Raw genomic sequence first — 17,571 nt, 5'->3', positions numbered from 1 at the left:
CGCCGCCAGCAGCGTTAGTGTTCTGGCCTGCCCAGCCCCTAGCGAGTGACGTTACTGTCGATGTCTGACCTGCCAATGACGGTTCAGCAAGTCATGAGCGACGACCTGACGTTGCTCGCCGCTCCTCTGAACCTGACGGTGATCGCGCGCTCTGGTTGCCCGTACTGGGCTTTGTTGTGGGGATGATCACCACCATGATCAGTATCAATCTGCTCTACCAGTTCTGGGGGCACCACGGCTCTAATGTCCGCTACCTCGATTGCAATCACGGTGGCGTGCTGATCATCTGGGGGGGGGGGTAACCCATGGTCTACGGGCTTACGCGCGACATCATCGGAACGCCCACTCCCCCGNATGGGCACTAATTGCAGAGGCTCGCTACGTTTCTGAGCGGTTACCCTTACCTCCTCCAGCTGCGGCTCGCCTCGCGCCTGGGCAGACACACCAACGCTGGCCGCCGCACAACACACACCGGCGAAAAAAAAGAGAGAACTGCGCATGAACAACATCCCGTAGGGCAATCACGGATTTTACCCAAAACCTGACTCCCATACGTTCGCCCGGCCACATCCGTTACAAAAAGTTACCCACCGGCATTCCCTCTACACGCGTCACACGGCGCCTTGTGCTTGGGCCCCAACTACACACCTGCCCGCGGACTGACTTGACCCAACCTTGAGCAAGGGAGCCTCCGACAAACCCGGGGCGCTTCACCATCCTCCAGCCCTGGCAGGATTGGAGCGATAAACAGGGCTGGTTTGGACGCTGGGGAGGCGTCCACGCCGCACCGTCTCTGGCGGAAATGCCAAGTAATTTGGCGCGTCTGACTAGTGCATCATTCCACGCCTTGAGCGATGCTCCTCACCATCTCGAGCGGCAAGCGAGACCGCAGTTCTGTGCGGCCAAATGGCCATGCCAACCGTGTATCGGGGATTGTAACTACGCCGGTCAAAGCCGTCTGTGTGTTAGTGTCCCAGGATGTGGTGCAAAAAGCCTTCCTCGGCTGGAATATTTTCTAGGGAAAAAACTTTATGAAAAAAGCTTCATGTAGCCTCAGTTTCGCGCTTGTCGCTGTACTTACCTCGGGTGCGGTGTCAGCTGCTATCCAGCAGCACAGCTTCGCTATTACGGGTGACAATGGTGAGAGTGGTACAGGCAGCTTTACATGGGATGATGAGACTGTTCCCGTCGGAAGCAGTGTCGGCTCAACTGGCGTTAGTGGAACGGGAGCTATCCTCTCACTTACTATGACCATCTCGGGTGGCAATGTTTTTGCAGACGGTTTTGTCCCTGGTAGCACTATCACATTCACGTTGGCAGATTGCTCTCTCGCTACCGCCGATCTGTCACCCGATTTTCAAGAACAACTGAATTTTGACTGTGAAAGTGAAGACGGCCTGAACTACATTTTTCCAGTCGGCTCTTCCATTGCCAATCTCAATGAAACAGCGACCACTCTGACGTTTACTCCCGGCACAACTTCCTCAGCTAACCCCGCTACTCCAGTTCCAACGCTGCCCTTCTACGGACTAATGGCCCTCGGTTCTCTTTTAGGGCTTCTGGGGCTGCGCAAACTCAAGGCGTAACTCCTTATTCGGCTCAATACCCCCTATCCAACGCTACGGGATTCTGTGGAGGAAGCGGGGCGTCAAAGCCTGACTCCATGGACAATGGGTGCCCATCAGGTGACATGCCCCCTGTTCCAGCCGACAAGAGCTGCTGGAGGATGCTGGCATCACGGGATGGATACCCTGTACCCACCTTACGCAGCCGCGCCGGTGATCTTGCGGCTCTGATTGGCATTAGCGGGTACTATAGGGAGCAACACACAGGGATCAGATCATCAAAGGGGCAATTCAATGTTTCGAATTGAGCGCTACTGGCATGTGATTTTGCCTGCATTTGATATATCTGCAGAGGTTTTGGCGCGAAAGGCCGGGTTGCCCGTCGGGATTTTCGCGGATGATCCCGTGTTGATTGATGTCACCGCATGGGCTTCACTCTGGGACGCGTTTGAGGCCGAAGTTAACCAGCCCGACCTCGCTTTACAGATAGGTAAAAATGTCACGCTGGATATGTTTGACCCAGCGCTGTTCGCGGCCATGTGCTCTGAAAACTTCGAGCAAGCTATGAGAAGGTTTCAACGCTATAAACCGCTGATGGGTCCCTGCCGCTTGATTATTGAGAGCGATGCCGGTTTCGCTGCCACCTGTCACGTCAACGGCTTGCAGATACCACCACGGCTGTGGGGTGTTGCAGAGCTCGTGGTGTGGGTAAGTCTGGCGCGTCACCTGACGCGCCGACCAATCATTCCAATGCGCGTTGAGGCACCCATTGACCTGGCGAGATCGACTGCCTTTTCGACCTACTTTGGAGTGCCTGTGACGCGCGGCCCGAATTACAGGGTTGTCTTTAATCATGAGGACGTGCAATGCCCCATTGTGACGACCGACGCAGCTATGTGGGAGTTCTTAGAGCCAGTTCTGGAAAAGCGACTTGCTGATTGCGGTGCGTCAGCGTCGATGAGGGAGCGTGTGCAGGCGGCGCTCGTTGAACTCCTCCCAAGCGGTCGAAGCGAACTTGCCGAGGTGGCGACGGCTTTAGGTGCCAGCGCTAGAACCGTCCAGCGCCATTTGAACGCAGAGGGGGTGACCTATCGTGAAGTTTTAGACGCCACCCGCGCTAAGCTCGCTAAGTATTACCTTGCTCATACACAAATGACGACTGCCGAAATCGCTTTCCTGATTGGCTATGACGATCCGAACTCGCTCTATCCAGCGTTTCGAGACTGGACGGGAACGACGCCGCAGGCTGCGCGAGATGATGCGCAATCCAAACGGTAGCGACCCAGTCCGCGAGCTGCCCACTACTCTCAAAGCTGATCAGGTCAAAAGTTTGCTGTGAATTGCAGCTTTACTGGCGCACCACAGCATATCAGTGCTCTCACGATCGCTTTCAAACGATCTCGGTGGAATGGCGACTGACACTGCCGTCCCTGATGAGGGCTTCTCCGTCGCCGCCAGCAGCGTTAGTGTTCTGGCCTGCCCAGCCCCTAGCGAGTGACGTTACTGTCGATGTCTGACCTGCCAATGACGGTTCAGCAAGTCATGAGCGACGACCTGACGTTGCTCGCCGCTCCTCTGAACCTGACGGTGATCGCGCGCTCTGGTTGCCCGTACTGGGCTTTGTTGTGGGGATGATCACCACCATGATCAGTATCAATCTGCTCTACCAGTTCTGGGGGCACCACGGCTCTAATGTCCGCTACCTCGATTGCAATCACGGTGGCGTGCTGATCATCTGGGGGGGGGGGTAACCCATGGTCTACGGGCTTACGCGCGACATCATCGGAACGCCCACTCCCCCGACTCAGGCAGGCGGGTGACAAAATTGACCGCACCGCGAGGGCCCTCTGAGTACCTCAACACGCTCAATGTCGAGCAGTTCCAGATTCAGTCCCTGACTGCGCGCCAGGTAAACGCCGATATTACCCAAAACCTGACTCCCATAGGTTCGCCCGGCCACATCCGTTACAAAAAGTTACCCACCGGCATTCCCTCTACACGCGTCACACGGCACACTTGTGCCGCCCTACCCCACTACACACCTGCCCGCGGACTGACTTGACCCAACCTTGAGCAATGGCGCTACACATTTTGCCCAGGCACCTGACAGTGGCGCACTGGCCACCCTATCCAGGCAACGCTTTTTTCGCCGCATCAGGATAGTCGTGGGTTGTGGCATTTTGTTGATCTGCCTCGCTCCACCCAGCATTTTCACCTTGCGGCAGTTCGCCTACCTCAACTCCACCCTCGCCTCCGAAGCCAAGGTACTTACCAACATGAGTGAGCGCCTGTGGTCGGAGGATCCGCCCATCGACCTGGAATCCAAACTGGAGGTGCTGCGGACACTGGCGACCGACATCTCCGTTGCGGGCACTCAGATCCACGCTGCACTGGAATCGCAGCAGGTCGTCGTATTGCGAGGGGATCTTCGGCCACCGGTTGTGAGTGTAGAGTCCACCGCCACTGCAGAGGGCCTGGGGCCTGTGCGCTTTGTGGTTTCTCGATCCTTGCGTGACCGTCTTCCTTTGATGATCGCGGTATTAACCCTCGGCGCAGCGTTGACGCTGAGCCTGATGGCACTGCTCAATCGTCTCGTTTTCAGACCCTGGATTTTGGCTGAATCCGCGAGAGAAAGTCTTTTCGAGCGCTTTGAGGACATTGCAACACTGTCCAACGACTGGTTTTGGGAGATGGATGCCAATTCCCGCTTCCTGTTGAATACCATGAAGCCCGGAAACCTTGGCAGTACGCTGCCCCTGGATCGGGTCTGTCCGTGGCTCATCGATGAGATCACTCCCAGCAAGCCCTGGGAAATCACGCTCGAAGACCTCGCGCAGCACAGGCCCTTTATCCTCCGCTATTCATTTTCCAGCGAAACCGGCACGCGTTGGCACGAAATTCACGGTAAGCCGATCTTTGCGCCCACCGGCGAGTTTGAAGGTTACCGGGGAGCCGGTGTCGACATAACCGAAGATGAACGACTCAAGACCGAGATCGCTCGTCACAGGGACGACCTGCATCGTCTCGTCGACGAGCAAACCATCGAGCTGCTCGCAGCCAGGCGCGAGGCCGACACAGCCAACAGGGCGAAGTCTGTTTTCCTCGCCAACATGAGTCATGAAATTCGTACACCCATGAATTCCATTATGGGGCTGGCTCACCTCATCAGCAGTACAGAGCTCTCGCCCAAGCAACGCAGTCAGGTTGACAATATCCAGCTGTCCGGCGAGCACCTGCTACATGTCATCAATGAAATTCTGGATTTCAGCAAGATCGAAGCTGGCAAAATGACCCTCGACGAAGACGCCTTTGATCTGGAAAAGCTGCTGGATGATGTTGCGTTGCTAATGCAGGACCGTGTTCTGTCGAAACAGCTTGAGCTTGTTTTCGATCTCGACTGCAGCGCCGGCAAGACCTTCATCGGCGACCAGCAACGGCTGAGCCAGGCGCTTCTGAATTACATCAGCAATGCTGTCAAGTTCACTCGTCGCGGGCATGTGCTGGTAAAGGTCAGCTGCAAAGATGCCGGCGTTGAGTACAAATCGCTGCAATTCTCCGTAACGGATACCGGTATCGGGCTGACCGACGAGCAGGCCTCGCACCTGTTCGCACCCTTCGAACAAGGTCAGCGAAGCACCAACCGGCAGTATGGGGGCTCAGGGCTCGGTCTCAGTATCGTGAAAAATCTCGCGGAGATGATGGGTGGCGAAGTCGGCGTAAGCAGCCGCTACGGCCAGGGATCAACATTCTGGTTTTCGGCCAGGCTCAAGTGCGTCGCAGAGAATTCCGCAGAGGCAATGCCGCCGAAAAGCCTCTACGGCAAGCGCGCGCTGGTGGTAGACGACAACGGCACCGCAAGCAAAGTGCTGTCGAGGATGCTTGCACAGTGTCATCTGGAGGTGGATAGCTGCGACAACGGCGCAGAAGCCATCGCCGCCATCACGGCGCAGGCAAATCTCGGCAAGCCCTATGAGCTCGTATTTACCGACTGGAATATGCCCAACATGAACGGTGCTGAGGTCTCCCGTCAGGTTGCTGCTTTAGATATACCGCAGCATCCGGTATTCATTTGCGTCAGCGCCTACAGCCGGAGCGAAGTGCTGGAAGATTCGGACCCTGCAGATTTTGCAGACATCCTCAGCAAGCCTGTGAGCCCCTCCAGACTGCGTGCACTGCTTGAATCCCTGCAGGAACCGGCTTCGCTCTCGGCAGCCAGTGCGGTGGCCGATACTCAAGAACTCTCACCCGCGAGCGGGCTTGAGAACAAGCGACTGCTGCTGGTAGAGGACAATGAGCTAAACAGAATGGTTGCCGAGGCAGTGCTAACCCGTTTGGGCCTTGAGGTTGTCACTGCAAACGATGGTGAGCAGGCTCTCGCTGCAGTCCGCAACAGCAAACTGCCCTTCGAGTGCGTGCTGATGGACATTGATCTGCCCGACATGGATGGCGTGGCCTGCGCGGAGCAGCTGGCGGCGCTGCCGGGGCAATCGGAACTCCCCATCATTGCCCTGACCGCCATGGCGTCCGCACATGATCGGGAGCGCTGCCTGCAGGCGGGCATGGTAGACTTCATCGGCAAACCCTTTGATTTGTCGCTACTGAAGCAAACCCTGCTTCAGTGGATGGCCAACACGCGTCCGGACACTGTGGCTGCAGAGACAAAAGCCGCAACCGCGCGCCCGCAGACCTTGAACATCCAACTGGAGGAGGAAGCGCTCGCGATGATAAACGAGCTGGCCCGCTTGCTGGCAGCAGGCGACCCCGCCGCTATCGACTGCCTCGCTCAACAGGAAGCCTCGTTGCAAAAGCTGCTTGGCCCCCCCCATCGCGCCCTGCGTCAAGCCGTGAACACCTATGATTTCGCCGCCGCGCATGCGTTCATCGCACCTTATCTTGGAACCAATATGACAAACAGCAGAAAAGCAAGAACGCAGGGAGCGACAACGTGATCGATACGGACAAGGCGGCCATCATGGTTGTCGACGACACGCCGCAGAATTTAGCCCTGTTCTCTGAACTCCTGCGAGACCGCTATCGAGTCATTATTGCAAACAGCGGCCCAAGGGCGTTCGAACTGATCAGTGCAGGCCAAAGACCGGATGTCATACTCCTCGACGTGATGATGCCGGAAATGGACGGCTACGAGGTGATCAAACGCCTAAAGAGTGACCGCGCCACCGAAAACATCCCCGTCATGTTCGTCACTGCCAAAACCGAAGTCGCCGACGAGGAGCTGGGGCTGCATCTGGGTGCTGTCGACTATATCTACAAGCCAATCAATCCTCCACTGCTACTGGCGCGCCTGCAAACACACCTGGCATTGAAAGTCGCGACTGACATCCTGAGAAACCGTGCGGAATCGCTTGAAGAGGAAGTCTCTCGACGCACCCGGGAGCTGCGTGCGATACAGGACGTGACTGTATTGGCCATGTCGTCAATGGCAGAAACACGCGATAACGAGACCGGCAATCACATCCTGCGTACCCAAAACTATGTCAAATGCATTGCCGAAACGCTGGCCAAGCATCACGCGTTCCAAGAGCAGCTAACCCCCGACTACATCGAACTGCTCTACAAATCTGCACCGCTGCACGACATCGGCAAGGTGGGAATCCCGGATGCTATTCTGCTGAAGCCAGGCAAGCTGACATCGGAAGAATTCGAGATCATGAAGACTCACACAACCATCGGCTACGAGGCCATTGTGCGAGCGGAACAGTCCTTGGGTACAGAGGTCGATTTCCTCATATGCGCCAAGGAAATCGCACTATCTCACCAGGAAAAGTGGGACGGATCGGGCTATCCTCAGGCCCTGGCCGGGAGAGCCATACCCCTGTCAGCACGGTTAATGGCGGTGGCCGACGTGTACGACGCGCTGATCAGCAAACGGGTCTACAAGGACGCTTTCTCTCATGAGACCGCCGTCGCCATGATGACAGAAGGCAGAGGAACGCATTTCGATCCTGAGGTATTTGACGCGTTTCTCCGCGTGCAGGACGAGTTTGCCGCCATTGCCGCCCGCTTCAAGGACGACTAGAGCCGGCGAGCGTATGGATTCAGGAACTTTGAGAATTACAGGCTGAGGCTGCTGACCCATTGTGAATGCGCGATGCGGCGTTCCGCTGGCATCATGAACAGGGTTTAGTGAATATCGGCCCATCCCCCGTTACCTGGGTAGAGCCCCTAACCACTTGATTTGCTTGAGGAAATTGGCGCGCCTGGCACGATTCGAACGTGCGACCGCCTGGTTCGTAGCCAGGTACTCTATCCAGCTGAGCTACAGGCGCGTTGAGGGGCGGTACTATAGGTATCAGAGCCCCCTTCGTCAAGCCCTTCGGCGCCAAAAATCCCCTTACTTGCCCAACACGCCACCCGCGACAGCACCGCGCTGCGGTGTATCGATCAACACACCCGGGTTCATCATGCCTTGGGGATCAAGCGCTGCGCGGGCGCCGGCGAACGCAGCGCGGAACAAGGGAGGTGACTGCTCGTCATAGCCACCGGGCCTGTGGTCCCGCCCCACGGCATGGTGGTGGGTCACGGTGCCCCCCAGGCTCGTTACCGCCGCGTTCGCGGCCAGCTTGATATGCTGCCAACGGCCCAGCATCGCCTGCATGTCGCCGCAATCCGTGCCGTGCGCATAGAAACTGAAATACGGCGCCGGGCCATCGGGGTACACATGAGTGAAGCGACAGGTCACCATACCGTCTACGCCGGTTACCTCGCGAATCGCACGGCCCAGCGCATCGCGCACACCCGCATAGAAGGCCTCAAACCGGTCCCAGGTAATCGCCGTTTCAAAGGTATCCACCATCACTCCGCGCGGCGTGAGGTAGTTGCGGTAGTACGGTGCGCGCAGAAACTGGTCGCGCCAGGCACCTGCCGCCCCCTGCCGGTGTTCAGCCACCGCGGGCTTTTCCGCACCCCGCAATGAGCGTTGCGCCGCCTCAGTGTCCCAGCTGCCACCGTGGTCCGCCACCAGCTCCAGCGCCCGCGCCAGCCAGGCGTCCAGCGGGTGATCGGCTGACTCGAACGCCAACACCAGCAGGGCAGATACGCCATCTCCTACCCCATTGAGCAGCGCTTCCGCGGGGTCCAGTAGCCGACAGTTGCTGGGGAACAGGGCGGCCTGGCTGATAGCACGCACCGCGCTGCAGGCCTGCGCCATGCCCGGGAAACGCACACTCGCGGAGGCACGAAAGCGTGGCCGCTCCTGCACACGCATCCAGGCACGCGTGATCAGGCCCAGCGTGCCCTCCGAGCCCATGAGCAGGCGGTCGGGTGACGGCCCTGCACCGGAGCCGGGCAGACGGCGCGTCTCCAGCACGCCGCTGGGTGTGAGCATGCGTATGCTCTCGACAAAATCATCGATGTGCGTGTACTGGGTGGCGTAATGGCCGCCGGCACGCGTGGCTACCCAGCCGCCCAGCGTGGAAAACTGGAAGCTTTGGGGGAAATGGCGCAGCGTGAGGCCCGCCGGCTTCAGTGCCGCTTCCAGCTCAGGACCCAACGCGCCGCCCTCGATAAGCGCCGCGCGGCTGCTGTGGTCAATCTCAAGGACACGGTTCAGGTACTGTAAATCGATCACCAGCACACAGCTGTAGTCGCCCGACACATCCGCTTCCACACCGCCGCAAACACTGGTGCCACCGCCGAACGGAATCACCGCGGCCCGCGCGCTGCCGGCCCAGTCGAGCAGCGCTTCTATCTGCGCTTCGTCGCGTGGAAAGGCCACCCAGTCAGGCGCCGCTGGCAACGCGCGCTGCAACAGTCGCAGGCTGTCAGCGAGGGATTTGCCCAGTGCATGGGTAATGCGATCATAAGGGGTTGCAGAACAGATAGCGCGCAGGGCATCGGGCGGTGAGCCTCGAGATGGCGCAAGCGACACATCGTTCAACCGAGGCAGCGCTATCGCAGCGCCTCCGCCCACCAGGGTTACGAGATCGGCGAGCCGCGCCTCTTCAGCCGTGCCCAAATGCTCATCGGCATATCCCCAACCCCAAAAACGCAGTGCGCGCCGATGGCCAAGGGTGTCGAAAGCGTCTGCCACCTCAGCGAATGAAGCCGGTAGCGGATTCCATATACAAACGCAGCGGCAGGCTACCGTCGTCTTTCAGGTGAATGATGAGGCCGTAATTATCGTTGTCGTAGTCCGCCACCCACTCGTAGCGAAAGTCGGGCAATATATCGACCGGCTCAGGACGGCGGCCAACCACTCGCACCTCTTCCAGTGCACCCGGCTCGAATGCCGCGTGGGCTTTGGGAATAATCAGGGTGACCTTGCGCTCGCCGGGCTCAGTCCCGGGCTCCACGCTATCCACACTGATGCCGGATTCGGCGTCCAGGTGGCCTTTAACCAGTTGTAGCCAACCGCTCTCGGCGGTGGTCTTGTCGCCCCAGGATACGGGTGCAGCAAGCAACATGCACAGCGCACTTGATACACAAATCGAACGAACGAGCATGGTCGTCTCCGGGCATCCGCAGGCAGGAAAAGCAGAGCAACCCGCCGCGCGAGCCGACCATATGTGGCCGACGCCGCAGAGGGTCGCTCTCGTTACAGCTACTTCATGGCGTCCTGAACAGCCTTGTCGGCCTCGTCTGCCATCTCACCCGCCTTTTCCTTGGCATCGTCCATGGCCTGGCCTGCTTCATGCTGCATGTCTTCAGCGGCTTGACCCGCCTCGTGCATGGCGTCTTCGCCCATTTGCTCGCCATCGTGCATGGCGTCGTCGATTGCGTCGCCGGCGTCATCCATTGCATCGCCCGTTGCATCTGCAGCGTCGTCCATGGCATCGCCAGCAGCGTCCATGGCATTGCCGGTGGCATCAGCTACTGCGCTACCCGCCTCTTCAGCTTTGTCCGCTACCGTGCTCATGGCGTTGGAAGCAGACTCGCTAACGCTCTCCGCGTCTTCCTTGCTGCAGGCAGAAAGGCCAAAAACCATCATCGTTGCCAGTACGGCACCCGCTACTTTTTGTATTTTCATACACTCACCCCTTAATTTGGTTGTGTTGTCGCGTCCGCACAGGACCCCTTGAGACTACACAGCTAGCGCTACAGAGTAAAGCTATGCAACGATGCGGCATGAGGCCTGCGCTCACTCGGCAACAATATCACCGTGCATCGCAGCCAGTCTCTGCAGCAGGGCGTTCTGCGCACCCACCGCTATCTGCTCCTGCTCCATAACGCGAATAAGGCTACTCACGAGGCGGTTGAACTGCGCGGAGGTAACCTGCAGATGGCGGTGGGTTTCCCGCATGCTGTCCCCGGTGTACACACAGGGGCCATCGGTGACGGCACACAGCTGCTCCGCGAGCTTGTCGCGAAAGCGTTTGATGTCAGTATCGACAAACAGCGCGCGCGTCTCGGCGTCCTCGGCAATCTCCCAAAGCAAACCGGCAACGATGCGGTCGACACCTGCCTCACCGCCGAGCTGCGCATACAGCGAGTCGCCTCGCTCCGGCTGACCCGTACACCCGGTCACCAGTAATGTGAGCCACAACCAGAGATACAAGAAACGCGGCATGACGAACACCTATTGACTCAACTGTAGCGACAGGTACCAACCGCTCTGGCTTGCAAGCCCGGCGATATCACCCAGCTCCGTCCACGCCAGCACCGCAGCGAAGCGCTTGTTGGGAAACCAGCCGACAAACATATCGGCCCAGTCATCCTCGGTAACACTCTGCAGCTGGTCGGGCTTCTGCCGGTATTCCGCACCGATCACCCAATGCCGGTTAAGGAACACACCCACACTGCCCTCCGCGACCAGTTCGCGCTGTTCATCGAACCCGAGCAGCCCCGTCTGGTGCGCGGCGGTCCAGCGCAGTGTGCCGTTGGCAAACACGTTGCGACCCAATACGCCGTTGAGCCAGAGTTTGCCCGCCGCAAGGTAAAGGTCTGTGCCACTGTCACGTGCCGCACCCAAGGCCAGGGGCACGCCCATGTCGCGGTTGCGCTTGTACTGCAGGCCCGCGGTAAGCTGCGGCAGTGCGCCGTAAATGAGGTCGCCAGCCAGACGCGCTTTCGCCCCGAACACGTCCTGACGGATATTCAGGCCCAAGGGTGCCACCTCAAGGTCCTGCCGGCTCACGCTGAACTCGAGCGTGTTCTCCAGGCCTACGCTGACGCTCTGCACATCAAGCTGGAAGTCGTCCACACTCACCCTGCCCAGCGCCAGGGCACCGCCCCACTCGCCAACGTCGCCGTAACCACTGATCACGGCCCAGGGGGCAATGCCTCCGCCAGCCTGGCCTTCAATGCTACTGGCACCGCCGGTGGCCAGCAGCCGACTGTCAGCCTGTACCATCAAGGGCATGAAAAGTGCCAGTACAGCGAGGCGTGCCTGCCAGTTACGCATGGGAGTGACCCGCGATGGCAAGTACGGGAGGCGGCAGGTCGTCCAGCCACGCCGCGAGCTCGGGCGCCGGCATCGGGCGGGCAATGTAGTAGCCCTGCACGGCGTCGCAACCCATCGCCTGCAGCAGGCGCAGGGACGCGATATTCTCCACACCCTCCGCGACCACCTTGAGCCCCAGGTAGTGTGCCATCTCGATCGTCGAGCGCACGATCTGCTGGTCGTCCGCGTCCTGGTCAAGCTGCAGCACCAGGCTCTTGTCGATCTTCAGCTCCTGTACCGGCAGTATTTTCAGCTGTGCAAGGGAGGAGAACCCGGTACCGAAGTCATCGATGGCCAGTCGGATACCCACTTTTTCGAACTCCCGAATGTTCGCCAGCGCGAGGTCCATATCGGCCATCATCATGGTTTCGGTAATCTCGAACACGACGGCACTGCTGTCCAGGCCGGCGCTTGCCAACAGGTCGATGGCGTGACGCACGAAATCGAGCTGCAGTATGTCCGCCCCCGACAGATTGATACACACGGTCACTTCGAGCCCCGCGCGCTCCCAGTCCTGCAGCTGGCGCAATACCAGGCGCAGCACGATCATGCTGATGTCTGTAATGATGCCGGTTTGCTCTGCCACCGGGATGAACTCATCCGGGTACACCTCTCCCAGCTCCGAATCATTCCAGCGCATGAGCGCCTCAACTTCCAGCACCCTGTGGTCCGCAAGATCGTACTTGGGCTGATAGACCATGCGGAAGCTCTCTGCTTCCACCGCCGCCTGCAGACGATGTGCCAGTGTGATCTGGCGCAGGTGATTTTCATCCTGGCCGATTTCATAGAACGAGTAGCCATGTTTGGTTGAGCGCGCGTTACCGAGCGCAATCTGGGCGCGGCGCAGTAGCTCCTCAAAGCCCTGCCCGTGTTGCGGGGCAAACACGAATCCCAGCAGCGGCTCGATGCGCACGGGAATACCCTCTATCGACAACGGCGCGGCAAAATCGGCGCGCAGCTTGCTCAGCACCACGTCGACGTCGGCGCGGGTCAGCGCATCGAAAAACAGCAGGATCTGCGAGTCCGCGACGCGAGCGGCCATGTCACCCCGGCGCAGGCTGTCTGTCACCCGGCCCGCCACAGCCTGCAGGGCCTGGTCACTGAAGTCGCTGCCGTAGAGGTCGGTCAACTCGCGCAGGTTACCCAGCTCCAGCAGGGCCATTGCATAGTTTGCCGCGGCTGTTGGCTCCGCCATACGGTTGTTGAAGGTGCCGGTAATGTGGATGCGGTTGGGCAGACGCGTCAGCGTGTCGTGCTGCGCCTGATAGCGAATGCGCGCCTCACGCTCGGATACCGTGTCCTGCATCAGGTTCAGGGTATCGGCAAGCGTACCGAATTCCGCCCCGGATTTCAGGTCGATGCGGTGCGTGTAGTTGCCGTCGGCAATGCGCCGGGCAGCGCGCACCAGCGCGTAGATGGGCTGGGTTACACCGCGCGCTATCACCAGTGCCGTGAGAACCGCGAGCAGCAGGGCAACCAACCCAATCAGAATCATTTGCTGACGCAAAGGTCGGTAACTCTGCAGCGCCTGCTGCAATGATTGCGAGAGCAAGGCCGACAGGCGCTGCCCCTCTTCGTCCAGCAACAGCACCTCGCGGGTCACCCAGCGGCCATCAGCCCGTGTGGCGACTGCGCCCTTTTCGGCCTCCCCGGAGTGCGCACCGGCGTGCAGACCCGCGCTCAGGGCCGGAGGCAGCGTGGAGTGCAACACACGGCGGGCCTGGGTACCGCTCTGCGCCAGCAGGGTAATCTCGGCGTTGGTGAGGGCCCGCAGGTCTTCCAGCATAGAGTCGTCCACCGCTGTTCCCAGACCCACCCATCCCATCAGGTCCGGTGCAAACACCGGCACCAGCACCAGCTGGAAGGGTTGCTCGTTGAACAGGGCGAGTATTGCCGTGCCGCTCGCTTGTTCACTGCGCAGTGCGCTGGCTGCGCTGTCCGGCAGGCGCTCGAGCTCGTGCGTGCTGAGCAGGATATCGCCATCACGCGAGAGCATGACCACGAAATCCGCCGCGATACGCTCGCCGTGGTTCGCCAGCACGCTGAGCATGGTGGCCTGCTCACCGGTGGCGATGGCGCGTTTGAACGCGAAGTCGCCTGCCAGCACCTGGGCGCGACTGCGCAGCTGTTCACGGTCGACTTCGAGCAGTGAGCGAAATACACGCTCCACCACTTCCAGTTCGTCCCGCACGATCGTCTCAACCGCGGTATTGGACGCCCGCAACACGGCGAGCAGGCTACTCGCCAGCGTGACCGCCAGCAGACCACCGATAAACAACAGTAGCTTGTTGCGAAAGCTAACTCGCATCGCGGGTGAAACGTTTCAGCATGTTTTCGAGCTCGGAATCTGTCTTGCTTCCCTGCGGATCCTGCCAGGTCAGCGGCAGATCAAGGGCCAGCTCGCCATCGGTCTCCGGTAGTGGAAATCGCAACGGCGCCGCCAGCTGCGGATGCCATACCTCTAGCTCAGTGGCGCGCCCCCCCCAACGCAGGTTGGCAACGCCGCGCGCGTCGGACACCACCGCACTCGGGTTCTCGCTGACGTACAGGTAGGCCTTCATGCTGTCGTGGATGTTACAGCCCAATGTCACCACACCGGGCGTATTGAACGCGACGGGCGGCGCGTCGTTGGCACGAAACAGCTTGAGTTCAAACGCGTTACCCGCCGAAAACGAGTACACATGATGGCGCGTGTCATCGCTGTTGGGAAACGTTACCTCGGAACCGGGGCTAATGGTGGTCACCAGTGGGTCGAAGCGACGCTCGCGCTGGTCTACCGTTGCACCCGCCTGTGGCGCGGGCTGCGCAGCCTCCGCGCCGGGCACGGTCAACACCGCAAACGGTACCGGGTTACCGTCACTGCCGGTTAGGCGTACCTGCCGTTCTCCTGCAACGGCGCTACTCGCCATCAGCGACAACCCTGCTGCCAGGCCACCGAGAACCTTCAATCGACCGTGCATACCGCGCAACCCCAAAACATTGATCTGCCAAAGCATAACGCATTCCCGGACAAAGCCGCGGGCTGACGCAGGAAAACACCTGGCCCCGACAGGCGCAAACGCGCGCCTGACGCGCCTGGCGAGCGCCACGGTAAACCGACTCCATCGACCGGGGCAAGACCTTCCGTCACTGACTTGAACGCGCCGTGCCGGCGGGGTCCAATGAGGGCAAATACGGTTGCGAAACCGGGGGGGAGCGCTACACTTGAGCGCTTTGCCAATCGCATGGAGACCCACATGTACAGTTTCAGCGCGCAATCCAACGCCTACCAGGAACAGCTGGAGGCCTTCATGGACGAACATATCTACCCTAACGAGCAGCGCTACGCCGCCGAGCTGCATGCCTCCCCTTCACGCTTTGCCGCCTTGCCCGTGATGGATGAACTGAAGGTCAAGGCCAAGGCCGCCGGGCTCTGGAATCTGTTTATCTCGCCTCACGAGGCGGAATTCTGCGATCACGATGGTTTCAGTAACTTCGACTACGCCCCCCTGGCGGAAATCATGGGTCGTGTGCTCTGGTCACCAGAGGTGTTCAACTGCAATGCGCCGGATACCGGGAATATGGAAGTATTGATGCGCTACGGCAGCCCGGAGCAGCAGGAGCGCTGGCTGCGTCCCCTGTTGGCCGGCGAGATACGTTCCTCCTACGCCATGACCGAACCCCAGGTCGCCTCCTCCGATGCCACCAACGTGGAACTGCGCATTGAGCGGGACGGTGACGACTGGGTGCTGAACGGCCGCAAATGGTTTATTACCAGCGCCATGTATGAGCGCACGCAAATTTTCATCGTCATGGGCAAGTCAGACCCCGAGAACCCCAATCGTCACCTGCAGCAAAGCCAGATACTGGTGCCGCGGGACACCGCCGGTGTCACCCTGGTGCGACCGCTGACCACACTGGGCTACGACGATGCGCCGCTGGGCCACGCCGAGGTGCTGTTTGAGAACGTACGGGTACCCGCAGAGAACATGTTGCTCGGCCCGGGGCGCGGCTTTGAAATTGCCCAAGGGCGCCTCGGGCCGGGCCGCATTCACCACTGCATGCGCTTGATCGGTGCCGCGCAACGCTCGCTGGAACTCGCCTGCGCGCGTGCCGAAAGCCGTACCACCTTCGGGCGCAAACTGAGCCAGCATCAATCGGTGCGGGAGGATCTTTCGCGCTGTTTTTCCGAGATCGAGATGGGCCGTCTGCTGTTGCTGAAAACCTGCGCCAAGATGGATGAGCTGACCCCACAGGGCGCGCTCGACTACATCGCCGCGGCGAAAAGCACGGTGCCTCTGCTGATGCAGAACGTGATCGACCGCTGCATGCAGATTCACGGCGCCGGCGGTCTCACAGAGGACTACTGCATGGCAGACGCCTTCAATTATGCACGCTGGTGCCGACAGGCCGATGGCCCGGACCAGGTGCACCAGATGGCACTGGGGAAAATGGTGATCAAGCGCTATGTCGATGCCTGAGCTGCACCCGCAGCTGCAGGCGGACTGTCACGACCTCGGGGGAGTTGCCTCTGGCCGCCTGCTGTTGTCACGCAATGCCAGCCTGCACTGGCTGATTGTCGTGCCCGACACCGAGGCCACCGACCTGCTGGATATGCCCGGCGACGCCCTGGCTCTGGTCATGCAGGACTGTCAGCGCATCGGCCAATGGCTGAAGCAGGTGCATGCCTACCCGAAAGTGAACTTTGGCGCGCTGGGCAACCTTGTGCCGCAACTGCATCTGCACATCGTCGGGCGTCGCCCCGACGACCCCTGCTGGCCACAACCCGTCTGGGGCAACCTGCCCGCCGCGGGCGCGTGGTCTGACACAGAAATCTCAGCCATCAGGGAGGCCTTGACGCATGCCCCGTAATAATCAGGCACTGGTCATCGGCGCCAGCGGCGGCATCGGCAGCGCGGTAATACGGCACCTGCTCGACGAACAGCAATTTCACAGCGTGCTGGGCATCAGCCGCGCGACAGTAGCGCCGCCCGAGCTCGCGCAGCAGCCCGGTTTGCGCTGGCTGCACTGTGACGGCTCAGCCGCGGCCATCAAGGCCGCCGGTGAGCAGATTGCCCCGCAGGTGCCGCAGCTTTCGCACGTGGTGATCTGCAGTGGCATCCTGCACGATGCCGAGCACGGACCGGAGAAGTCACTGGAACAGTTGGATGCCGACTGGATGCAGACGGTGCTGCAGGCGAACGCCATCACACCACTGCTTTGGCTGCAGGCCATCGCCGGCAAACTGGCACGCAAGCAGGACTGCCGGATTGCGGTACTCAGTGCCCGCGTGGGCAGCATTACCGACAACCAGCTGGGCGGGTGGTACAGTTATCGCGCCTCCAAGGCGGCGCTCAACATGCTGCTGAAAACCGCGGCGGTGGAGCTGGCGCGGCGCGCGCCGGGTAGCAAACTGATCGCCTTTCACCCCGGCACCACAGACACGCCCCTGTCACAGCCGTTTCAGGCGCGAGTACCGACAGACAAGCTGTTCAGCGCCGACTTCGTCGCACAGCGTTTGCTGAGCACCATGGACCAGGCCCGCGCCGACGGTACCCTCGCCTACCTCGACTGGGACAACAAACCCATCGACTGGTAACCCGTGCCAGGCCGCTGACCTGGCCACAC

At 60.1% G+C, this 17,571-nt stretch carries 14 protein-coding genes and 1 tRNA gene; 7 read left to right on the top strand and 8 right to left on the bottom strand.

What is annotated here, in order from left to right; translation table 11 throughout:
- Positions 1-1,031: 1,031 nt before the first annotated feature.
- From EGJ68_RS18105 to EGJ68_RS08465, 4 genes are all read left to right on the top strand, one after another.
- Positions 1,032-1,586: a hypothetical protein gene (locus tag EGJ68_RS18105; protein WP_158283578.1), complete on the top strand. Its 555-nt coding sequence runs from the start codon at positions 1,032-1,034 to the stop codon at positions 1,584-1,586.
- Between the two features lie 273 nt (positions 1,587-1,859).
- Entirely contained in the window at positions 1,860-2,843 is a 984-nt protein-coding gene (locus tag EGJ68_RS08480; protein ID WP_123034159.1) for an AraC family transcriptional regulator, read from the top strand.
- 905 nt (positions 2,844-3,748) lie between these two features.
- Positions 3,749-6,514 carry a hybrid sensor histidine kinase/response regulator gene (locus tag EGJ68_RS08470; RefSeq protein ID WP_158283577.1) on the top strand — a complete coding sequence of 922 codons (2,766 nt, stop codon included), beginning with the start codon at positions 3,749-3,751 and terminating at the stop codon, positions 6,512-6,514.
- The gene (locus tag EGJ68_RS08465) at positions 6,511-7,602 is read left to right on the top strand and encodes an HD-GYP domain-containing protein (protein ID WP_199227988.1); all 1,092 of its coding nucleotides are present in this window, start codon (positions 6,511-6,513) and stop codon (positions 7,600-7,602) included. Before EGJ68_RS08470 ends, EGJ68_RS08465 begins: the two co-directional genes overlap by 4 nt.
- 173 nt (positions 7,603-7,775) lie before the next feature.
- Here EGJ68_RS08465 and EGJ68_RS08460 read toward each other — a convergent pair.
- The 8 genes from EGJ68_RS08460 to EGJ68_RS08425 all read right to left on the bottom strand — a co-directional run bounded on the left by EGJ68_RS08460 (position 7,776) and on the right by EGJ68_RS08425 (position 14,960).
- Positions 7,776-7,852, bottom strand: a tRNA-Arg gene (locus tag EGJ68_RS08460).
- Between the two features lie 65 nt (positions 7,853-7,917).
- On the bottom strand, positions 7,918-9,615 hold the full coding sequence (locus tag EGJ68_RS08455) for an FAD-binding oxidoreductase (RefSeq protein WP_123034157.1): 1,698 nt from the start codon (positions 9,613-9,615) through the stop codon (positions 7,918-7,920).
- A gap of 1 nt (position 9,616) precedes the next feature.
- The gene (locus tag EGJ68_RS08450) at positions 9,617-10,027 is read right to left on the bottom strand and encodes a hypothetical protein (protein ID WP_123034156.1); all 411 of its coding nucleotides are present in this window, start codon (positions 10,025-10,027) and stop codon (positions 9,617-9,619) included.
- 98 nt (positions 10,028-10,125) lie between these two features.
- The gene (locus EGJ68_RS08445; protein ID WP_123034155.1) at positions 10,126-10,551 is read right to left on the bottom strand and encodes a hypothetical protein; all 426 of its coding nucleotides are present in this window, start codon (positions 10,549-10,551) and stop codon (positions 10,126-10,128) included.
- Positions 10,552-10,662: 111 nt separating this feature from the next.
- Complete coding sequence (locus EGJ68_RS08440) at positions 10,663-11,091, bottom strand: group I truncated hemoglobin (protein WP_158283576.1); 429 nt, start codon at positions 11,089-11,091, stop codon at positions 10,663-10,665.
- A gap of 9 nt (positions 11,092-11,100) precedes the next feature.
- Positions 11,101-11,925: a DUF3034 family protein gene (locus EGJ68_RS08435; RefSeq protein ID WP_123034153.1), complete on the bottom strand. Its 825-nt coding sequence runs from the start codon at positions 11,923-11,925 to the stop codon at positions 11,101-11,103.
- Complete coding sequence (locus EGJ68_RS08430) at positions 11,918-14,272, bottom strand: putative bifunctional diguanylate cyclase/phosphodiesterase (protein ID WP_123034152.1); 2,355 nt, start codon at positions 14,270-14,272, stop codon at positions 11,918-11,920. The genes EGJ68_RS08435 and EGJ68_RS08430 overlap by 8 nt, the downstream gene beginning before the upstream one ends.
- Positions 14,262-14,960: a methylamine utilization protein gene (locus tag EGJ68_RS08425; RefSeq protein WP_123034151.1), complete on the bottom strand. Its 699-nt coding sequence runs from the start codon at positions 14,958-14,960 to the stop codon at positions 14,262-14,264. The genes EGJ68_RS08430 and EGJ68_RS08425 overlap by 11 nt, the downstream gene beginning before the upstream one ends.
- Before the next feature lie 240 nt (positions 14,961-15,200).
- On the opposite strand from EGJ68_RS08425, the gene EGJ68_RS08420 reads away from it, so the two are divergent.
- The 3 genes from EGJ68_RS08420 to EGJ68_RS08410 are packed head-to-tail and all read left to right on the top strand — an operon-like array spanning position 15,201 to position 17,542.
- Positions 15,201-16,424 carry an acyl-CoA dehydrogenase family protein gene (locus EGJ68_RS08420; RefSeq protein WP_123034150.1) on the top strand — a complete coding sequence of 408 codons (1,224 nt, stop codon included), beginning with the start codon at positions 15,201-15,203 and terminating at the stop codon, positions 16,422-16,424.
- A complete protein-coding gene (locus EGJ68_RS08415; RefSeq protein WP_123034149.1) occupies positions 16,417-16,815 on the top strand; it encodes an HIT family protein in 399 nt (132 codons plus the stop codon). The genes EGJ68_RS08420 and EGJ68_RS08415 overlap by 8 nt, the downstream gene beginning before the upstream one ends.
- Positions 16,805-17,542 carry an SDR family NAD(P)-dependent oxidoreductase gene (locus EGJ68_RS08410; RefSeq protein WP_123034148.1) on the top strand — a complete coding sequence of 246 codons (738 nt, stop codon included), beginning with the start codon at positions 16,805-16,807 and terminating at the stop codon, positions 17,540-17,542. The genes EGJ68_RS08415 and EGJ68_RS08410 overlap by 11 nt, the downstream gene beginning before the upstream one ends.
- Positions 17,543-17,571 lie beyond the last annotated feature (29 nt).

Source organism: Haliea alexandrii (genome assembly GCF_003719295.1).
GTDB classification, from domain to species: domain Bacteria; phylum Pseudomonadota; class Gammaproteobacteria; order Pseudomonadales; family Halieaceae; genus Haliea; species Haliea alexandrii.
This window is presented reverse-complemented; position numbering and strand designations above follow the sequence as displayed.

Coding starts and splice junctions, on each gene's coding strand:
- EGJ68_RS18105 (WP_158283578.1), top strand. CDS start 1,032: ATGAAAAAAGCTTCATGTAGCCTCAGTTTCGCGCTTGTCGCTGTACTT.
- EGJ68_RS08480 (WP_123034159.1), top strand. CDS start 1,860: ATGTTTCGAATTGAGCGCTACTGGCATGTGATTTTGCCTGCATTTGAT.
- EGJ68_RS08450 (WP_123034156.1), bottom strand. CDS start 10,027: ATGCTCGTTCGTTCGATTTGTGTATCAAGTGCGCTGTGCATGTTGCTT.
- EGJ68_RS08445 (WP_123034155.1), bottom strand. CDS start 10,551: ATGAAAATACAAAAAGTAGCGGGTGCCGTACTGGCAACGATGATGGTT.
- EGJ68_RS08440 (WP_158283576.1), bottom strand. CDS start 11,091: ATGCCGCGTTTCTTGTATCTCTGGTTGTGGCTCACATTACTGGTGACC.
- EGJ68_RS08435 (WP_123034153.1), bottom strand. CDS start 11,925: ATGCGTAACTGGCAGGCACGCCTCGCTGTACTGGCACTTTTCATGCCC.
- EGJ68_RS08430 (WP_123034152.1), bottom strand. CDS start 14,272: ATGCGAGTTAGCTTTCGCAACAAGCTACTGTTGTTTATCGGTGGTCTG.
- EGJ68_RS08425 (WP_123034151.1), bottom strand. CDS start 14,960: ATGCTTTGGCAGATCAATGTTTTGGGGTTGCGCGGTATGCACGGTCGA.
- EGJ68_RS08420 (WP_123034150.1), top strand. CDS start 15,201: ATGTACAGTTTCAGCGCGCAATCCAACGCCTACCAGGAACAGCTGGAG.
- EGJ68_RS08415 (WP_123034149.1), top strand. CDS start 16,417: ATGCCTGAGCTGCACCCGCAGCTGCAGGCGGACTGTCACGACCTCGGG.
- EGJ68_RS08410 (WP_123034148.1), top strand. CDS start 16,805: ATGCCCCGTAATAATCAGGCACTGGTCATCGGCGCCAGCGGCGGCATC.